This window comes from Allobosea sp. OK403, from assembly GCF_900113835.1.
Lineage (GTDB): Bacteria > Pseudomonadota > Alphaproteobacteria > Rhizobiales > Beijerinckiaceae > Allobosea.
This window is the reverse complement of the sequence record NZ_FOQV01000003.1, coordinates 333898-351087: the sequence shown is the minus strand read 5'-3', so window position 1 is coordinate 351087 and position 17190 is coordinate 333898. Positions and strand designations below refer to the sequence as shown.

Sequence of the window (17190 nt, the reverse complement as noted above, 5' to 3'; positions counted from 1 at the left end):
ATAATCAGCGGCACACCCTCACCCCTGCCCCTCTCCCCCATCTCGGGCCTGCCCGAGATGGGCATCCAGAGTGCCAAAGTCGGCAACAGCCGACTTTGGTCGGGAGAGGGGTTCCCCGCGCCGGCCTGGAAGACGGTGTTCAAGACGTGGATGCTCGCCACAGGGGCGAGCATGACGGCGTGGCGGCGGCTTGCGGAGCGATGCCATGAGCGCGGCTCCGCCCGAAAAAGCCCCCTCGCGCTGGAGCCGTTTTCGCGACAGCGACATCCTGGCGAGCTTCCTGAAATCGAAGGTGACGATGGTCGCGGGCCTCGTCGTGCTGCTGCTCTTCCTTGGCGCGGCCTTCTCACCCTGGCTCGCACCGACCAACCCGTTCGACCCTGCGACCGTCTTCCTGGCGGATTCGATGATCCCGCCCGCCTGGCAGGATGGCGGCGAGGCGCGCTTCATCCTCGGCACAGACGACCAGGGGCGCGACCTCTATTCCGCGATCCTCTACGGCATGCGCGTCTCGCTGATCGTCGGCGGGCTCGGCTGCCTCCTAGCGGCCTCGATAGGCATCACGCTGGGGCTGCTCGCGGGCTATCTCGGCGGCCGTACCGACGCGTTCATCATGCGCATCGCCGATGTCCAGCTCACCTTTCCGGCGATCCTGATCGCGCTTCTGATCGACGGCGTCGTCCGCGGCGTCTTCCCCAAGGCCTCGCGCGAGGACACCGCGATCTATGTGCTGGTAATCTCGATCGGGCTGAGCTTCTGGGTGCAATATGCCCGCACCATTCGCGGTTCGACGCTGATCGAGCGCAACAAGGACTATGTCATGGCGGCCCGCCTCGTGGGACTGCCGGCGCCCTTGATCATGCTGCGCCATGTCCTGCCCAACGTCATCGGGCCGGTGCTGGTCATCCTGACGATCAACCTCGCGCTCGCCGTGATCACCGAGGCGACCTTGTCCTTTCTCGGCGTCGGCCTGCCGGCGACGCAGCCCTCGCTCGGGACGTTGATCTCGATCGGCAACAAATACCTGTTCTCGGGGGATTGGTGGATCGTGACCTTTCCCAGTGTGACGCTGGCGGCGCTGGTGCTGGCGGTCAACCTGCTCGGCGACTGGCTGCGCGACGCCCTCAATCCAAGGCTGAGGTGACGCGATCGCATGACATTCTCCATCCGGCTAATCCCTGACCGTGTCATCCCGGACAAGCTGCGCAGCGGCGCCGATCCGGGATCCATGCCTGAGCCTATCCGATCGGTGTTCCGGCATGGATCCCGGGTCTCCCTGCGGTCGCCCGGGATGACCGCTCTTTATCTTGGAGCCAGGTTAGGAGGCGGGACGACATGATGCCTCAAGACCTGGTGCCCCCCGTCCTCTCCGTCCGCGACCTCACGGTCGAATTCGTCACCCGGCGCGGCACGCTGCGGGCGCTCGACGCCATCTCCTTCGACATTGCACGCGGCGAGGTGCTTGGCGTCGTCGGCGAATCCGGCGCCGGCAAATCGGTCACCGGCTCGGCCATCATCGGCCTGATCGACCCACCCGGCCGCATCGCCGGCGGCGAGGTGGTTTTGTCGGGCGAGCGCATCGACAATCTGCCGCCCGACGCCATGCGCAAGGTCCGGGGCAAGCGCATCGGCATGATCTTCCAGGACCCGCTGACGAGCCTGAACCCGCTCTATCGCATCAGCGAGCAATTGATCGAGACGATCCGCACCCATACCGATCTCAACGCGGCGGACGCGCGCAAGCGCGCCATCGCGCTGCTCGACGAGGTCGGCATTCCCGCGCCTGAGCGCCGCATCGACGGCTATCCGCATGAGTTCTCCGGCGGCATGCGCCAGCGCGTGGTGATCGCGCTTGCGCTCTGCGCCGAGCCCGAATTCATCATCGCCGACGAGCCGACGACGGCGCTCGACGTCTCCGTGCAGGCGCAGATCATTGCGCTGATCAAGCGGCTCTGTAAGGAGCGCGGCACCTCGGTGATGCTCGTCACCCACGATATGGGCGTCATCGCCGAAACCGCCGACCGGGTCGCGGTGATGTATGCCGGGCGCATCGTCGAGATCGGCCCGGTGCGCGATGTCGTCAAGCAGCCGCTGCACCCTTACGCCAAGGGGCTGATGGGCGCGATACCCTCGCTCGAGGGCGATGCCGAGCGCCTGGTGCAGATCCCGGGCGCGATGCCGCGCCTCCAAGCGATTCCTCCGGGTTGCGCCTTCAATCCGCGCTGCGAGAAGGCGTTCGCGCGCTGCCATGTCGAGCGGCCGGAGCTGGTCCAGCTCGGCGATCGCAAGGTCGCCTGCCATCTCTATGACCAGCCGCAATCCTCGCGGGACAAGGCGGAGATCGCAGCATGAGCCGAGGTCCCGCATGAGCCAAGGTCCCGCTGAGCGCCCCTTCGTCCAGGTCCGCGACCTGCGCCGCATCTTCGACGTCTCGAAGCCATGGCTCAACCGCGTGCTGGAGCGCGCGCCGCGCCAATATCTCAAGGCTGTCGACGGCGTCTCCTTCGACATTCGCCGGGGCGAGACTTTTGCCTTGGTCGGCGAGTCAGGCTCGGGAAAATCGACCGTCGCGCGCATGGTCGTCGGCCTGCTGCCGCCCTCGGACGGCACGGTCTCGATCGCCGGCATCTCGATGAACGATGTCAATGTGGCGCAGGAGCGCCAGCGCCTGCGCCGGCGCATCCAGATGATCTTCCAGGATCCCTATGCCAGCCTCAATCCGCGCTGGCGCGTCGGGCGGATCATCGCCGAGCCGATCCGCGCCTTCGGCATCGTCCATGGCGAGGCGGACATCACCGGCCGCGTCGGCGAGTTGCTGACGCTGGTCGGCCTGCATCCCGACGATGCCGGGAAATTCCCGCATGAATTCTCCGGCGGCCAGCGCCAGCGCATCGCGATCGCCCGCGCGCTCGCCTCCAATGCCGAGTTCATCGTCTGCGACGAGCCGACATCGGCGCTCGACGTCTCCGTCCAGGCCCAGATCCTCAACCTGATGCGCGATCTGCAGCAGAGATTCGGGCTGACCTATCTGTTCATCTCGCACAATCTCGCGGTCGTCAGGCACATGGCGACGCGCATCGGCGTGATGTATCTCGGCCGCCTCGTCGAGGTCTCGGAGGGCAAGCAGCTCTTCTCGCATCCGCGCCATCCCTATACGCGCATGCTGCTCGACGCGGTGCCCGACCTCGCCATGGTCGGCAAGGCGCGCGAGGGCGTGAAGGGCGAGATCCCGAATCCGATCAGCCCGCCCTCGGGCTGCACCTTCCATCCGCGCTGCCCCTTGGTGTTCGAGCGCTGCCGCATCGAGAGCCCGCCGGTGATCGACGGGGTAGCCTGCCACGCGGTCAATCAGGGCCGCATTGCTGCGGCTTGAGCTTAGAGCTCGCTGTCTTTGCTGGGAAACGCGCCGTCATCCCGGATCTGCGCGGCTTCGCCCAGGATGACGGCGCGTTTCCGAGCATAAGCAGCATATTTCAAAGCAGGCAGGCCGCGATCAGGCGAAATCAAGCGGCTTGTCCGGGATGATCCGGCCGTTTCAACTTCAATGCAAAAGAGCTTGGCCGGCTCAGTTCTCGGGAGCGGGCGCCAAGGGCCTGTCGTTCTTGCGCCGGTTCTGCACGTCGGCCGGCAGGGGCGCGACCGGCCGCTCGGTGCGGTATTGCCCGCGCGCGATTGCCGCAAACAGCAGGACCACCGCCGCCAGCGTCATCAGCCACCAGGGCTGCAGCGTTGCAAAGCCGAGCGCGGTCAGCGCGAAGGCCGTCGTATAGGCAGCGACTCCGCCCGCCGCCAGCGCAACGGGCATGTGGCGGGCCGCGCGGATGGCGAAATACAGGCACGTCGCCGCCGCCGCGGCTCCGACGATGCCGAGCTCGTACCAGGTCTCGAAGAGCAGCGTCGTCGGCGTCGTCGTCGGCAGAGCGCCGGTCACGCGGCCGCGCAGGACCGTGTCGAGGCCGTGGCCGGTGATCAACTGGACCGGCTCGCGGCCGACGACATCGGCCCAGATGCCGAGCGCCTGCACGAAGTCGCTGGTGCTCTCCGGAAAGCGTGAGACGATCGGGATCAGCAGGAAGGGCAGGATCGGCGCGAGCAGCATGACGCCGCCGATCAGCGCGGCGATGATCGGGACAGCCTTCTCGCGATTGGCGCTGACGGCGCCGAAGGCGACCGCGCCGCAGATCATTGCGACGGCCTCGCCATCCTCGAAGCGCGTCAGCGCGAGCAGGCCGACGACGAGGGCAAGCCCAAGCGCGCTCAAGCCCCGTGCGCGCGACAAAAGCCAGGCCAGCGCCGGCCAGGCCATGATCAGCACGACGCTGATGCCGCGCTCGACGCTGCCGATCTCCGTATCGGAGCGGCGCAGCGCCGCCACGACGATGAGCGCGAGCGCGAAGATGGCGGCCAGGCCCGTGCCGAGTGCCGCGAGATTGAGGTTGGAGGCGCGCATGCGCTCGGGCAGCGCGGAGGTGCCGCAGAAGCCGAGCGTGACCGCGAGCACGAGATTACCGGCCTTCTCCGTCGCCGAGGAGGTATAGGGGCTCCAGATCAGCGAGAGCACCGACCAGGCGACGAGGCCGACCAGGATCATGCCGGGCCGGCTCAGCAAGGCGCGCTTGAGCGTGCCGGTGAACCAGCCGGGCTCCTCGACCAGCGAGGAGATGACCAGCAGGACAACGCCGATCGGCACGAGCACGACTGCAGCGCGGCGCGACACCAGCGAGGCCAATGGCAGCGCGAGCGCCAGCGTCGCGAAGCCGATCCGGCGCAGCAGCACGGCGGCATCTACGGCGGGGTCGCGCGGTCCTTGAGCATTACGGCGGATCATGACGATAAACCAGCAGCCAGCCTCGTCCGGAAAAAGCGCCGGACATCAACCTGTCCGCACCCTAGCGGGCCGCCGGGCATGCGGCTGTAGGTGCGGCGCAACACTAAGCCGGCATCTCGGCCCGCATCTCGAAGACCCGCTCCGCTGGCCTGGCCGCTCCTGCGACGAAAGCACGCTGGCCTTGGACGGGCCTTTCGTGGGATGAATCGGCATGACTTTGCTTGCGGCCATTCCCTATTCTCAGGGCTTCCCGATCGACGGCTTCATGGCCGGCCTCGCGCGCCGCCTGAAGGATCGTGGCGTCAGGCTCGGCGGCGTCGTGCAGCTCAACACCGATGACTGCGAGAGCGGTTGCGCGGCGATGATGCTGGAGGATCTGGCGAGCGGCCGGCATTTTCCGATCAGCGAGGCTCGCGGCGCGGGCTCGGTCGGTTGCAGGCTCGATGCGACCGGGCTCGCAGCAGCCGGCGGCGCGATGGCGTCGGCGCTGGCTGGTGGGGCCGAGCTGGTGATCGTCAACAAATTCGGGCGGCAGGAGATACTCGGGCAGGGCTTGCGACAGGAGATCGCCGCTGCCTTGCTGGCCGGCCTGCCGCTGCTCATCGCCGTCCGCCGCGATTTCCTGCCGGCCTGGCGCGATTTCGCCGGCGAGGACTGGGTCGAGCTCGCGCCCGAGGAGGCTGTCGTCGAGGCCTGGGCCGCTGCGCAAGCGCGCATCGCGGCCTGACGAAACCGCCGGAGCAAGCGCAGTGGCGCAGGATATGAGCTTCCTCGACGATTATCTGGTGCGCCCGGACCCTGCCGCGCCGCGCCTGGGCGCAACCGTCTCCGGCATCGACCAGACGGGGGCGACCGTCGAGACCCGCGTCGTCACCGAGCGGGCGCTGACGCTCTATCTGAACGCCCAGGAGATCGTCACCATGATGACGATCGGGGATCATCCCGACTATCTCGCGCTCGGCTATCTCCTGAACCAGAACATGCTGAAGCGTGGCGATGTCGTCGAGGCGGTGGATTATGACGAGGAGCTCGAAGTCGTGGTGGTGCGCACGCCGCAGCGCACCAATTTCGAGGCGAAGCTGAAGAAGAAGACGCTGACCTCCGGCTGCGCCCAGGGCACGGCTTTTGGCGACCTGATGGAGGCGATCGACGAGATCAAGCTGCCGAAGGCGCAATTGCGCACGAGCTGGCTCTACGCGTTGACCCGCAAGATCAACACCACGCCCTCGCTTTATCTCGAGGCCGGCGCGATCCATGGCTGCGTGCTCTGCGAGGCCGACAGACCCCTGGTCTATATGGAGGATGTCGGCCGCCACAACGCCGTCGACAAGGTTGCCGGCTGGATGTTCAGGCATGATGTCGATCCCGCGAAGATGATCTTCTACACCACCGGCAGGCTGACCTCGGAAATGGTGATCAAGACCGTGCGCATGGGCATCCCCGTGCTGGTTTCGCGCTCCGGCTTCACCGAATGGGGCGTCGAGCTCGCGCGCAAGGCCGGGCTGACCCTGATCGGCCGGGCGCGCGGCAAGCGCTTCGTCGCGCTCGCCGGTGAGGGCAACATCGTCTTCGACCAGGACCCCGAGAGCGTCGAGGAGGAGGGCGGCAAGAGCCGGCGGAAGGGGGCGGAGCGTGATGACTGAGCCTACATCCCCCTGTCATTCCGGGGCTTCGCCCTCGGGTCCGACCTTTGGTCGGCCCAAGGATAAACTCCGCGAAGAACCCGGAACCCACGACTGGGCGCGTACCGAAACAACGTCTGCACGACCGGTCTCTCCCGGTCGTGGGTTCCGGGTTCGCCGCTTTGCGGCGCCCCGGAATGACAGGGGTGGATGCGGATGAATACGCCCCCCACTCTCGGGCTGCTCCTCGCCGGCGGCCTTGCGCGCCGCATGGGCGGTGGCGACAAGCCGCTGCGGATGATCGCCGGCCGGACCATCCTCGCCCATGTCGTCGAGCGGCTCGGCCCGCAATGCGAGAGCCTGCTGATCAACGCCAATGGCGATCCGGCGCGCTTTTCCGATTATGGCCTGCCGGTCGTCGCCGACAGCGTGCCGGATTTCGCCGGCCCGCTCGCCGGTATCCTCGCCGGGCTCGACTGGATGGCGCAGCACCGGCCCGGATTGAGCTGGATGATCAGCGTCGCCGCCGACACGCCCTTCATCCCGCGCGACCTCGTCGCCCGTCTGCACCAGGCCCGCGTGGAGCTGAATGTTCCGCTCGCCTGTGCGGCATCGGGCGGCTGGACGCATCCCGTCATCGGGCTCTGGCCGCTGGCACTGCGCGAGGATCTGCGCCATGCGCTGACCGTCGAGGACGAGCGCAAGATCGACCGCTGGACGGCGCGCCATGGCTGCGCCAGCGCGGAGTGGCCGGTCGATCCGGTCGATCCGTTCTTCAACGCCAACCGGCCGGAGGATCTGACCGAGGCCGAGCGGCTTTTCGGGAGCCTTTCGTCAAATGGCAGCTGAGACTTCGGCCTCTCGACACCGTCATTGCGAGCGCAGCGAAGCAATCCAGGCGACGTAGTGCGAGACCTCTTGGATTGCTTCGTCGCTGGGCTCCTCGCAATGACGGCTGCCATCGGCTTGATAGATGTACCGCGTCTGACTATGTCTCGTGATAAGAGCTGCTTATCGCTGCCGCGCCTTGGGGGAAGATCGTGAAAGCATTCATCGCCGCCGTCATCTTCGCCGTGGTCGCCGCTTTCGGGGCGAGCCTCGTGCTGAACGACTTCTTCCAGAAGCCGGTGGAAACAGCCTATTCGACCGGCAGCGTCAGGCTCTAGCGCACTTCCGCGTTTCTCTGAAACGCAGAAATGCTCTAGCTCCTTGTTTTGACACGTTTTCTTCACGCGAACCGGTGTCCACTTCGCTCGAAAACGCTCTAACCCCCCAGCAGCGCCTTCAACGCCGCCAAGTCGCGCGCCACCATGCCGGCGTCGCGCGCCATTTCGTCGTCGGACATGTCGCGCTGGAACAGCGTGAACACGATCTCGCTGCCGTCGCCATTGGCCATGACGCGCATCGGATTATGCATGGCGTCGCCATTGTCGGGAATGACGGCGTGGTCGAGCACGCCGTAGCGGTTGGGCTCGCTGAACAGGATCCGCATCCGGCCCATCGGCGTCTCGGCGACCCAGGTCATGCCCTCGACATGGCTGAAACTATGCCCAAGCCCCTCGGCCCATTTCGGAAAGTTCAGCGGTTCGGCCAGGAAGGCATAGACCTCGTCCGCCGGACGATCGATACCGATCCCGATATGGCGTGCGTGGCTCACGGGCATGGGCCGCTCCTTCGGTTCGTGAAGAACAAAAGAAGAACATTCAAACAGTGATGTCAAGAGGCGCCGTCATTCCGGGCGCAGCGAAGCGGAGACCCGGAATCCATCGTAGAGCCGGACCCGTCAAAGGATTGGCCCTTCGATAGATTCCGGATCGGCGCGGCTTCGCCGCTTGTCCGGAATGACGGCTGTTTTCGGGTGGATGCGGCACCGTCACATCGCCCGCGCGCTCACTCTATGACGATGCGGGGCGCTGCCCTGACCGCGCCGCTAAGCCCCGCCTGCACTTGCCGCGCGATGGCGAGATAAGCCTTGGCATGGGCGCTGTCGGGGTCGCTGGCGACGATCGGGCGACCGCTATCTGAGGTCTCGCGGATCGACATGGCGAGCGGCACCTCGCCGAGGAAGGGCACGCCGAGGCGTTCCGCTTCGTGTCTCGCCCCGCCATGGGCGAAGATGTCGGAGCGGTGGCCGCATTCCGGGCAGATGAAATAGCTCATATTCTCGACCACGCCGAGGATCGGCACCTCGACCTTGCGGAACATCGCGACGCCGCGGCGCGCATCGAGCAGCGCCAGATCCTGCGGAGTCGAGACGATGACGGCACCCGCCAGCGGCGTCTGCTGCGCCATGGTGAGCTGTGCGTCGCCGGTGCCCGGCGGCATGTCGACCACGAGCACGTCGAGCTCGCCCCAGGCGACCTCGCGCAGCATCTGGGTGATGGCCGAGATCACCATCGGCCCGCGCCAGATCATCGGCGTTTCCTCGTCGATCAGGAAGCCGATCGACATGATCTTGAGGCCATAGGCCTCCATCGGCGCGAGCGTCCGACCCGAGATCAGCTTCGGCTTGCCGGTGATGCCGAAGATTTTCGGCACGGAGGGGCCGTAGATGTCGGCGTCGAGCACGCCGACCTTGAGGCCCAGCACGCTGAGCGCAACGGCGAGATTGGCGGTGGTGGTGGATTTGCCGACGCCGCCCTTGCCGCTGGCGACCGCGATGATCTGCTTCACGCCGGGAACGCCGGCAGCCTTGGGCGGCGGCCCGCCCGGGCCGGGTGCGGGGCGATGCGCTTGGCTGCGCGCCTGGGCCGCGGCCGAGGAGGGCGCCTTGTCGGCGGTGAGGCCGACCAGCACCTGCGTCACGCCCGGCAGGCCGGAGACGGCGCTTTCCGCCTGTTTGCGCACCGGCTCCATCGCATCGGCCTCGGTCGCGTCGATGCCGATCGCGAAGATCACCTTGCCGCCATCGATCAGGATGTTGTTGACGCGGCCGGACGCCGCGAGCGATTGCCCGCTCGCCGGCAGCTTCACCAGTTCGAGCGCGCGCAGAATGTCGGCTTGGGTCAGGGCCAATTCGGCAACTCCAGTCGGTGCGGCGTCAGGCCGCCGCCTTGCGGATATGAAAGACGAGGAGGTCACCCTCGCTCGCGCTGCGTTCGATCGCGTCGCCGGTCTCGCGCATCAGATTGGGAATGTCGATCGCCGCCATCGGGTCGGTGCATTCGACCACGAAAAGCGCGCCGGCCTCAGCGCCCTTCAGCGCCTTGCGCACCCTGAGCGCGGGCAGGGGGCACTTCAGGCCGCGCAGATTGAGCGGGATCGGGGTCATGGAACCTGGAACTCGGCGAAAGGGCTGCGCTTCATATGATGGCTGATCGGGCTGGGGCAACTGTGCGCCTTGCCAATCCGCTTCGCCGTTACATGATAACAGCATGCACTTCATCGGCCTCGCCTGCCTCGGTCTCGCAACGCTTGCCGCACCCGCTCTCGCCCAGGAGCTGCGCGGCCATGGCGGGCCGGTGCGCGCGGTCGCGGTCTCGACTGACGGGCAGTTCGCGCTGACGGGCTCCTTCGACCAGTCGGCGATCCTCTGGCGATTGAGCACGGGCAGCGCCGAAAAGGTGCTGCGCTTCCACCAGGGCGCGGTCAATGCGGCTGCGACCGTGAACGGCCTCGGCTTCGCCACCGGCGGGGAGGATGGCCGCATCGCGCTCTGGCGCGGCGAGGCGAACGAGCCGGCGCGGGTGATCGAAGGGCATAAGGGGCAGGTCTCGGCGCTCGCGGTCTCGCCAGATGGCATGAGCATCGCCTCCGCCTCCTGGGACGAGACGCTGCGTGTGACCTCGCTCGCGGACGGCTCCGCGCGTGTGTTGGAGGGGCATAAGGGGCCGGTGAACGGCGTCGCCTTCGCGCCCGGCGGGGCCGTCGTCAGTTCCGGCTACGACGCGACCTTGCGGGTCTGGCCAGCGGGCGGCGGGCCGGCCAGGATCGTCACGCTGCCGGCGCCGCTCAACGGCGTCGTGGTCGCGCCCGATGGCGAGATCGCGGTCGCCGCCGCCGATGGCAGGCTCAGGCTGTTCGGTCCCGAGGGAGAGGCCCGCGCCGAGATCGAGATCGGCCAGACGCCGTTGATCGCGCTGGCGCTCTCAGCCGATGGCGCAACGATCGCGGCGGGGGGCCTGCGCGGGCAGGTTGCGCTGATCGACCGCAAGACGCGCACGATCCGGGCGACGTTGCTCGGCCCCGGCTTGCCCGTTTGGTCGCTGGCCTTCCTGCCCGGTGGCAAGGAACTGCTCTCGGGCGGCGCGGACCGGCTGGTCCGGCGCTGGAACGCGGTCACCGGCGAACATATCGGCGCTGTGGTTCCGCGCGCGGGCGAGGATGTGCTGGCGGCCTTCCAGGGCGAGCGCGGCGCGCAGGCCTTTCGCGCCTGCGCCGCCTGCCACACCCTCACGCCTGCGGACGGCAACCGGGCGGGGCCCACGCTGCATGGCCTCTTCGGACGCAGGATCGCGACCGCGCCCGGCTACGCTTATTCCGACGCCTTCAAGACGATGGACATCGTCTGGAGCAAGGAGACGGTGGCGAAACTCTTCGAGCTCGGGCCGAATACCTACACGCCGGGAACGAAGATGCCGGAGCAGACGATTGGCTCGGCCGAGGACAGGCAGGCTCTGGTGGAGTGGCTGGAGAAGGTGACGCAGTGAGCCGTTTGTCATTCCGGGGCATCGCCCTCGGGTCCGACCTTTGGTCGGCCCAAGGATAAACTCCGCGATGAACCCGGAACCCACGACCGGGCGAGCGACACACAACAGCGGAGGCAGGGCACACCCGGTCGTGGGTTCCGGGTTCGCGGCATTGCCGCGCCCCGGAATGACAGATCGCGTTCCTACTGCAACGGATCCTCGCCCCGCTCGGCCCGTTCGCGCAGATAATCGTCCGTGGTGCGCACGGGTGGGCGCTGCGGCGAGAGATGTGGGTCGAAGCTCTCATTGACCACGACCTCGACGCGGCAATCCTCGCACATCCTGATCACCGAGATGCGCTTGGCGGCGTCGCCCGAGAACATCCAGTGCTTGTTCTCCAGCTTGGCCACGATCTTCTCGATTGTGCTCCTGACGCCGAAGGGCTTTGCGCAGTTGATGCAGTGGAAGGGCTCCTCCTGCTTCAGCACGCGCTTGCCGCCGGCCCAGGCGTCGAAATCGATGCGCGGCTCCAGCGTGATCACCTTTTCCGGACAGGTCGCGGCGCAGAGCCCGCATTGCACGCAAAGGTCTTCCTGGAAGGCGAGCGTCGGGCGATCGGGATTGTCCGAGAGCGCCTGCACCGGGCAGGCGGAGACGCAGGCCAGGCAGAGCGTGCAGCCCTCACTGTCGACATGGATCGTCCCAAAAGGCGCGAGCGGCGGCATCGCCACGGCCGCGATCGGCGTCGGTGCGGCGGCATGCAGTTCCCCGATGGTCTGGCGCAGCAATGGCCGGCCATCGCCCATCGGGCGGAAGCGGGCCGGCGTCGTGCCCGTAGTGCCGGATGCGATCCGCGCCAGCGCCTGCGCCAATTGGTCGGGGTCGTCGGTTTCGATCAACCCGGCGCGACCCTCGCCATAGCCGAGCGCGCCTGCGAGCGCGTTGGCGTAGTCGAGATTGCGGGTCAGGCCGGAGAGGTCGTGCTTGGGTTTGGCGCGGCCGAGCACGCGGATGGCCGACGCCCCGAAAGCCAGCGCCGCCGCATGGGTCTCGAGCCCGATCTGGGTGATCTCGTTGACGCGCAGCGGCAGCACGCGTGCCGGCAGGCCGTCGCCGAAGCGAGCGAGCGCGTCGATCAGCGCCTCGCCATGCTCGCCATCATGCAGCAGCAGCACGGCCTCGCGGCCGCCGGCCTCGGCATAGGTGGTCAGCAGGGTGCGCAGGCGGCGCAGCAGCGCGTCGGTCGGCGGCAGGGCGTAGGTCACGGCGCCAGTCGGGCAAACGGCCGCGCAGGCGCCGCAGCCGGCGCAGATCTCGGCCGAGATCGCGACATGGTCGCCCGCTGGCGTGATCGCACCTGTCGGGCAGAGCTCGAGGCAGCGCGTGCAGCCGATCTTGGACGAGCGCGAATGGGCGCAAAGATCCTGGTTCAGCCGGACGTAAGCCGGCTTGTCGAATTCGCCGACGAGATGGCCGGCTTCCCCGATCAAGTGCTCGACCGCCGCTTTGTCGCGCGGGTCGGCGCGCAGATAGCCGGCACGCAAATCGCCGGCCGGGAAGAGCGGCGCACCTCCGGAAACGTCGATGACGATGTCGCATTGCGAGTTCGCGCCATTGCGCGCTTCGCCGAAGACGAGCTTGCTTCGCGAGGAGGGGGAGGGCGCGGCGTAATCGTTGACCGTCAGATCGAAGGCGCCAAGCCAGCCGGTCGCGGCGACGATCGTGCCCTTCAGCACCGGAATGTCGGAGAGGCGCGGCGGCGTGATCTCGCCAGGCCGCGACAGCAGAATGGTGACGTCGAGATGCTCTGCCAGCCTCTGCCCGACCGAGAGCGCGACCTCGTCATGGCCATAGACCAGCGCCACGCCCTTGCTTTCCAGCGTGGTGAAGCTCGCCGGCGGCATCGGCTCGGCTGCGGCCGCCAGCAGAGCCGCCATCTTGGGGCCGGCGGACTTCGCCTCGCGCGCCCAGCCGCCGGTTTCACGGATATTGGCGAAGACGAGATCGCCGGCATAATCGAGGTCGGCAGCGATTTCCTCAAAAAGCGGGGCTTCCTGCGTGCAGCCGACGGTGATGGCGTCGCGCTCACCGAGCAGCTTCGTGAAGATCTCCGTCTGCGTGCGGCAGAGATGCCGCGCGGTCCTGATCTCGCCGCCCTTGCAACCACGCGCCAGCGCCTCGCCATCGAGCGGCATGGTGTCCTCGCAGGAGCAGACCATCAGCGTGCGTGCGGTGCCGGTCATTACGTTCACTTCCTTGGCGTTCTCGTCCTTGGCCGATCTGCCGGGAGCGTCTTTTCGTCTCCCTTGCGACAATCGAGGCTTATATGGAATTGGACGGGTTCAAAAGAAACCGGCGATGAGCAATTCGTCGCGCCACCGGGGAGCAGGAGGTCGATGGCGGTGAATGTCCCGCGCCCTGACGATCTGCGGCGGGAGCCTGTCCTGCCGCCGGGCTTCTCGCTCGTGACCCTGCGCGAAGCCGGCGACGCCTTCGCCCATGCCCAGGCGATCGCCACCGAGGCGGGGGCTGCGACGCTGGTCTGGGTGCGCCGCTTCGACATCGTCGAATTCGCCGTGGTGCTGGAGCCCGACGCCGTGCTCGGTGAGGCGCGGCTCGCCCACTACCTCGCGATGAATGCGCTGGCCGACGCGCTGGCCGTGCATTGCCCGCCGGAGCGGCCGGTCCTATTCCGCTGGCCTGATGCGCTGATCTACGACCATGGCCTGATCGGCGGCGGCCGGCTCGCCTGGCCGCAGGGTTGCGGCGAGGGCGATGTGGCGGATTGGCTCGTCTTCGGCGCGATGTTGCGCGCCACCACCATGGCGCCCTTCGCGATCGAGCAGACCGGCGTCGGCATGGCGGAGGAAGGTTTCGAGGAGGTCGATGCGGTCGATCTGATCGAATCCTTCGCGCGCCATCTCATGCTCGGCGTCACGCATTGGCAGAGCGATGGGCCCAAGGCCGTGGCCCGCCGCTGGCTCGACCGGCTCGACAAGGTCGTCGGCACCCGCCACGGCATCGAGGCGAATGGCGATCTGGTGGCGACCTCGCAGAGCGGCATCGAGCGCCGGAGCCTGGTCGAGGCGCTGGGCCGGGCCGACTGGCTCGACCGCGACAGTGGCGGGCCCAAGCTGTGAGCGCACTCAAACTGCCGCGCGCGATCCGGCTCGACCCATCGGACAGCTTCGTCTTCCGCCGCGCCGCCGAGCCCGGGGAATGGCTGGTGACCGGCTCCTTCCTGTTCGATCCCGCCGGGATCGCGGCGCTCGACGCCAAGGGGCGCACCGCTTTCCGCTCCGGCTTCCTCGGCATTGCGAGCTTCGGCTGGAGTACGCTGGCGGTCGTGAGCGAGGCGACGGAGGAGGAGCGTGAGACCGCGATCGCGCAGCTTGCCGGCCATCTCGTCGCAAAACTCGGCGCCCCCGATCTTGCCACGGCGCGCGCTGCTGCGGCCGAGGAGATCGCCTTTGCCGCCTCGCTCTGCGACCATCCGGCGCAGACGCTGATCGCCTTGCATCGTACGCTGGAGGATGGCGAAATCCGCGAGCGTTTCCGCACGCTGACCCCGCGCGGCGGGCAGGACGGCACGGGTTTGCGCGCCTTCGAGTTCCGGGCCTTCGAATTCATCGAGGTCGAGGGTGAGGACGGGCCGCAGGATGAGGTCGATCTGCTGGCGCTGGGCAAGCAGCCGGTATCGGGCAAGAAGCCGGCCTCAGGAAAGAAGACGGACGCATCATGATGCATTTCTGGGCGACCTCCGGCCATGTCCTGCTGGACCGCGCCGCCAGCGGCGGGCTCGTCGTCACCGATGATTTCCTAAAAGCCTATCTGGCGCGGCCCGAAGTGCTGCCGCCCGAGGACGCCTGCGCGGACGAGCGCGCGCTGCACGCCAAGCTGATGGCGACGCCCCAGGCCGAGGTGGCGGCGGCCGAGATCGCAGCGATCGCAGACGAGGACGCCCGCGAGAATTGGCGCTTCCTGGTCGGCTGGCGCGACCGGTTGCTCGCTGCGCCGACGCTGGAGGCCGCCTATGCGCGGATCATCCGCGAGGGCGTCGCGGGCGTGCCGCCCTTGTTCCTCGACCAGCTCGTCCATGTCATCCTGCGCGGCGCGCTCGATGAGGTCGACGACCCCTATGTCGTGCGCGCCGCCGAGTGCCTGTTCCGGCCGCAGCGCGTCACCCTGCACGAGAACACGATCCTGCTGGCGGATGCCGAGATCATCGAGGGCCATGAGGCCGATCGTCATGCCTCGCCCCTGCTCGCCATGCTGGGCGGCCCTGCCGTGGCCTCGCTCGACATCCTCAAAGCCGCCAATGCCGACCGCTATTGGCAGCGCTCCGACGGCTTCGACATGGTGCTCGATCTTGGCGGTTCGCCATCGGGGCGGGCGGCGCTGGCGGCGGCGCTGCGCCATTGGGTGCGTGCCCTGCACGGCTTCGATGTCGCGATCGAGCCGATCGAGAGCATCAGGGATGCCGATTGGCGCTGGTTCGTCGGGCTCGATGCGCAGGCGACGGCGATCGGCAACGCGCTCTGGCAGGACAAGAGCGTCGGTGAGGAGGAGCTGTCGCGCGTGCTGGCGCTCTACAGGATGACGCTGCCGCCCGATGTGCCGGTGTTGGCGGCGGCGCAGGCAAGGCCCATCTATCTCATCATGGCGATGTCGGCCGACAAGGTGCTGCGCCTGAAGCCGCAAAATCTGGTGACAGGCCTGCCCCTGTCGGCGACCGCGATGACGAATTGAGGATCGCGACATGACACAAGCGCACATCGAGGTCGGGATCGTGGTCGAGCGGCGCGCGATCGATTCGCCCTGGGTCGACCATGCCTGGAGCCCGCTCGCCGTGCTGCCCGAGCCGCCGGCGCTGGCGCCCTGGACCGAGCTTGCCAGCGAGCCTGGCCGGCGCAGCGTCTATCTCGGCCCGGCGACGCTGACGCTGCATTCGGTCGACACCGCGCATTTCCGAGAGAACTTCCAGGCCGGCCGCGCCAAGCTCTGGGTCGCGATCCGGCCGACCGGGATCGAGCCCGAGCTGGACTTCGTCGGCGTCACCGCCGACCCGTTCGAGGGCGAGGTCTATGCCGAGAATGTCGGGGACATCGTCGAGGCCCTGCCGATGCCGGCTCTGATCGCCGAACAGGTGCTCGCCTTCTTCGAGGCGCATCATGTCGAGCGCGAATTCATCAAGCGCAAGCGCAGCGAGCATGATCCGCGCAAGGGTGGCGGACCGCGCCCGGAGCCGGGCATGCGCCGGGGCGAGGGCGAGCGATGAGCCCGCGCGCGGGCGATCTCGACGAGGAAGGCTTCCTGACGCGCTGGTCGCGGCGCAAGCGCGCCGGGGCGGAGCAAGGCGAGGTTCTGACGCCATCGCCTGCGAGCGAAGCGCTGCGGGCGGAGCAAGCCTTGCCGGCAGAGGTTGAGCCGCAGGCCGCCGCCTCCGAGCCCGAAATGGTCGAGCCGCCCTCGCTCGACCTGATCGACAAGGATTTCGACGTCGCCCATTGGCTCAAGCAGAACGTGCCCGAAAGCTGGAAGCTCGCGGCGATGCGGCGGGCCTGGGAGAGCGATCCGACGATCCGCGATTTCGAGAATCCGGCCCGCGACTATGCGCTCGACTGGAACACGCCGGGTGGCGCGCCGGGCTACGGCCCATTGACGGAATCGGACGATGTCGAGGCGATGGTGCGCGGCATCTTCGGCGACGCTCCGGAGCCCAAGCCGGCTCTTTTTGGAGTGGAGGAGGACGCGAGCGACAGCGTGTCGCATAAACTTTCGTCGCATGACGAAAGTCGTAATCACGACGCTGCGTTGCGAAGTGAACTGCCTCCAGCGATCCCGACCGGGCCTGTCAGGGTGAGCGAGGCCGGCGCGAACCCGGCGGAAGAGGCGGAAACAAACCGGATTGCGCCGGATCGGGTCTATGCTGCGGCGCAAAATAGTCTTGAGCCGGAGCCGCGGAACGCGCCCCGTCGCAAGCGCGGTGGCGGAGCCATTCCAATCTAAGTCCAAATTAGAATTCTTGTATTCTAGGGCGATAAGTCTTCATTATCACCAAGCTTAAAAGATTCAGCGGCGGAGTAACGTCGCGTGATGATGAGAGGAACGC

General features: G+C 67.5%; 18 protein-coding genes. 13 read left to right on the top strand and 5 right to left on the bottom strand.

What is annotated here, in order from left to right; all coding sequences use genetic code 11:
- Positions 1-205: 205 nt before the first annotated feature.
- The 3 genes from BMZ97_RS12960 to BMZ97_RS12950 all read left to right on the top strand — a co-directional run bounded on the left by BMZ97_RS12960 (position 206) and on the right by BMZ97_RS12950 (position 3373).
- Positions 206-1144, top strand: coding sequence for an ABC transporter permease (locus BMZ97_RS12960; protein WP_092169813.1), 939 nt, complete (start codon positions 206-208; stop codon positions 1142-1144).
- Positions 1145-1350: 206 nt separating this feature from the next.
- Positions 1351-2352 (top strand): ABC transporter ATP-binding protein, encoded by a 1002-nt coding sequence (locus BMZ97_RS12955; RefSeq protein WP_092171357.1) that lies wholly within the window; start codon positions 1351-1353, stop codon positions 2350-2352.
- A 13-nt stretch (positions 2353-2365) separates the two neighbouring features.
- Positions 2366-3373, top strand: coding sequence for an ABC transporter ATP-binding protein (locus BMZ97_RS12950; RefSeq protein ID WP_092169810.1), 1008 nt, complete (start codon positions 2366-2368; stop codon positions 3371-3373).
- Positions 3374-3565: 192 nt separating this feature from the next.
- Here BMZ97_RS12950 and BMZ97_RS12945 read toward each other — a convergent pair whose 3' ends face one another.
- The gene (locus tag BMZ97_RS12945; protein ID WP_092169808.1) at positions 3566-4828 is read right to left on the bottom strand and encodes a hypothetical protein; all 1263 of its coding nucleotides are present in this window, start codon (positions 4826-4828) and stop codon (positions 3566-3568) included.
- A 211-nt stretch (positions 4829-5039) separates the two neighbouring features.
- Here BMZ97_RS12945 and BMZ97_RS12940 point away from each other — a divergent pair, with 211 nt between their 5' ends.
- The 4 genes from BMZ97_RS12940 to BMZ97_RS31725 all read left to right on the top strand — a co-directional run bounded on the left by BMZ97_RS12940 (position 5040) and on the right by BMZ97_RS31725 (position 7616).
- The gene (locus tag BMZ97_RS12940; protein ID WP_092169805.1) at positions 5040-5555 is read left to right on the top strand and encodes a DUF2478 domain-containing protein; all 516 of its coding nucleotides are present in this window, start codon (positions 5040-5042) and stop codon (positions 5553-5555) included.
- Between the two features lie 34 nt (positions 5556-5589).
- The gene (locus BMZ97_RS12935; protein ID WP_092169802.1) at positions 5590-6471 is read left to right on the top strand and encodes a formate dehydrogenase accessory sulfurtransferase FdhD; all 882 of its coding nucleotides are present in this window, start codon (positions 5590-5592) and stop codon (positions 6469-6471) included.
- Between the two features lie 189 nt (positions 6472-6660).
- Complete coding sequence (gene mobA, locus BMZ97_RS12930) at positions 6661-7299, top strand: molybdenum cofactor guanylyltransferase MobA (RefSeq protein ID WP_092169800.1); 639 nt, start codon at positions 6661-6663, stop codon at positions 7297-7299.
- Between the two features lie 191 nt (positions 7300-7490).
- On the top strand, positions 7491-7616 hold the full coding sequence (locus tag BMZ97_RS31725) for a hypothetical protein (RefSeq protein ID WP_280141740.1): 126 nt from the start codon (positions 7491-7493) through the stop codon (positions 7614-7616).
- 98 nt (positions 7617-7714) lie between these two features.
- Here the strand turns inward: BMZ97_RS31725 and BMZ97_RS12925 are convergent, their stop codons facing one another.
- The 3 genes from BMZ97_RS12925 to BMZ97_RS12915 all read right to left on the bottom strand — a co-directional run bounded on the left by BMZ97_RS12925 (position 7715) and on the right by BMZ97_RS12915 (position 9721).
- Positions 7715-8113, bottom strand: a complete 399-nt coding sequence (locus tag BMZ97_RS12925) for an SRPBCC family protein (RefSeq protein ID WP_092169797.1) — start codon at positions 8111-8113, stop codon at positions 7715-7717.
- Between the two features lie 227 nt (positions 8114-8340).
- On the bottom strand, positions 8341-9465 hold the full coding sequence (locus tag BMZ97_RS12920; RefSeq protein ID WP_092169795.1) for an Mrp/NBP35 family ATP-binding protein: 1125 nt from the start codon (positions 9463-9465) through the stop codon (positions 8341-8343).
- 25 nt (positions 9466-9490) lie between these two features.
- A complete protein-coding gene (locus BMZ97_RS12915) occupies positions 9491-9721 on the bottom strand; it encodes a sulfurtransferase TusA family protein (protein WP_092169792.1) in 231 nt (76 codons plus the stop codon).
- A gap of 103 nt (positions 9722-9824) precedes the next feature.
- Here BMZ97_RS12915 and BMZ97_RS12910 point away from each other — a divergent pair, with 103 nt between their 5' ends.
- On the top strand, positions 9825-11099 hold the full coding sequence (locus tag BMZ97_RS12910; RefSeq protein ID WP_092169789.1) for a c-type cytochrome: 1275 nt from the start codon (positions 9825-9827) through the stop codon (positions 11097-11099).
- Positions 11100-11281: 182 nt separating this feature from the next.
- On the opposite strand, the gene BMZ97_RS12905 is transcribed toward BMZ97_RS12910, so the two are convergent.
- On the bottom strand, positions 11282-13321 hold the full coding sequence (locus tag BMZ97_RS12905; RefSeq protein WP_092169787.1) for a 4Fe-4S binding protein: 2040 nt from the start codon (positions 13319-13321) through the stop codon (positions 11282-11284).
- Positions 13322-13474: 153 nt separating this feature from the next.
- On the opposite strand from BMZ97_RS12905, the gene BMZ97_RS12900 reads away from it, so the two are divergent.
- From BMZ97_RS12900 to BMZ97_RS12880, 5 genes are read left to right on the top strand one after another with little or no spacing between them, the layout of a single operon-like run.
- On the top strand, positions 13475-14218 hold the full coding sequence (locus BMZ97_RS12900; RefSeq protein WP_092169784.1) for a biotin/lipoate--protein ligase family protein: 744 nt from the start codon (positions 13475-13477) through the stop codon (positions 14216-14218).
- Positions 14215-14820, top strand: a complete 606-nt coding sequence (locus BMZ97_RS12895; RefSeq protein WP_092169781.1) for a DUF6505 family protein — start codon at positions 14215-14217, stop codon at positions 14818-14820. Before BMZ97_RS12900 ends, BMZ97_RS12895 begins: the two co-directional genes overlap by 4 nt.
- Positions 14817-15827 carry a DUF6352 family protein gene (locus BMZ97_RS12890; protein ID WP_092169779.1) on the top strand — a complete coding sequence of 337 codons (1011 nt, stop codon included), beginning with the start codon at positions 14817-14819 and terminating at the stop codon, positions 15825-15827. The genes BMZ97_RS12895 and BMZ97_RS12890 overlap by 4 nt, the downstream gene beginning before the upstream one ends.
- A 10-nt stretch (positions 15828-15837) precedes the next feature.
- Positions 15838-16356, top strand: a complete 519-nt coding sequence (locus BMZ97_RS12885) for a DUF3305 domain-containing protein (protein WP_092169776.1) — start codon at positions 15838-15840, stop codon at positions 16354-16356.
- Positions 16353-17087 carry a DUF3306 domain-containing protein gene (locus tag BMZ97_RS12880; protein WP_092169772.1) on the top strand — a complete coding sequence of 245 codons (735 nt, stop codon included), beginning with the start codon at positions 16353-16355 and terminating at the stop codon, positions 17085-17087. Before BMZ97_RS12885 ends, BMZ97_RS12880 begins: the two co-directional genes overlap by 4 nt.
- Positions 17088-17190: the final 103 nt, after the last annotated feature.

Bases quoted from the DNA above. Each gene is read 5' to 3' on its own strand.
- BMZ97_RS12960 (WP_092169813.1), top strand. From the start codon at position 206: ATGAGCGCGGCTCCGCCCGAAAAAGCCCCCTCGCGCTGGAGCCGTTTT.
- BMZ97_RS12950 (WP_092169810.1), top strand. From the start codon at position 2,366: ATGAGCCAAGGTCCCGCTGAGCGCCCCTTCGTCCAGGTCCGCGACCTG.
- BMZ97_RS12945 (WP_092169808.1), bottom strand. From the start codon at position 4,828: ATGATCCGCCGTAATGCTCAAGGACCGCGCGACCCCGCCGTAGATGCC.
- BMZ97_RS12940 (WP_092169805.1), top strand. From the start codon at position 5,040: ATGACTTTGCTTGCGGCCATTCCCTATTCTCAGGGCTTCCCGATCGAC.
- BMZ97_RS12935 (WP_092169802.1), top strand. From the start codon at position 5,590: ATGAGCTTCCTCGACGATTATCTGGTGCGCCCGGACCCTGCCGCGCCG.
- mobA (WP_092169800.1), top strand. From the start codon at position 6,661: ATGCGGATGAATACGCCCCCCACTCTCGGGCTGCTCCTCGCCGGCGGC.
- BMZ97_RS12925 (WP_092169797.1), bottom strand. From the start codon at position 8,113: ATGCCCGTGAGCCACGCACGCCATATCGGGATCGGTATCGATCGTCCG.
- BMZ97_RS12915 (WP_092169792.1), bottom strand. From the start codon at position 9,721: ATGACCCCGATCCCGCTCAATCTGCGCGGCCTGAAGTGCCCCCTGCCC.
- BMZ97_RS12910 (WP_092169789.1), top strand. From the start codon at position 9,825: ATGCACTTCATCGGCCTCGCCTGCCTCGGTCTCGCAACGCTTGCCGCA.
- BMZ97_RS12905 (WP_092169787.1), bottom strand. From the start codon at position 13,321: ATGACCGGCACCGCACGCACGCTGATGGTCTGCTCCTGCGAGGACACC.
- BMZ97_RS12900 (WP_092169784.1), top strand. From the start codon at position 13,475: ATGGCGGTGAATGTCCCGCGCCCTGACGATCTGCGGCGGGAGCCTGTC.
- BMZ97_RS12890 (WP_092169779.1), top strand. From the start codon at position 14,817: ATGATGCATTTCTGGGCGACCTCCGGCCATGTCCTGCTGGACCGCGCC.
- BMZ97_RS12885 (WP_092169776.1), top strand. From the start codon at position 15,838: ATGACACAAGCGCACATCGAGGTCGGGATCGTGGTCGAGCGGCGCGCG.
- BMZ97_RS12880 (WP_092169772.1), top strand. From the start codon at position 16,353: ATGAGCCCGCGCGCGGGCGATCTCGACGAGGAAGGCTTCCTGACGCGC.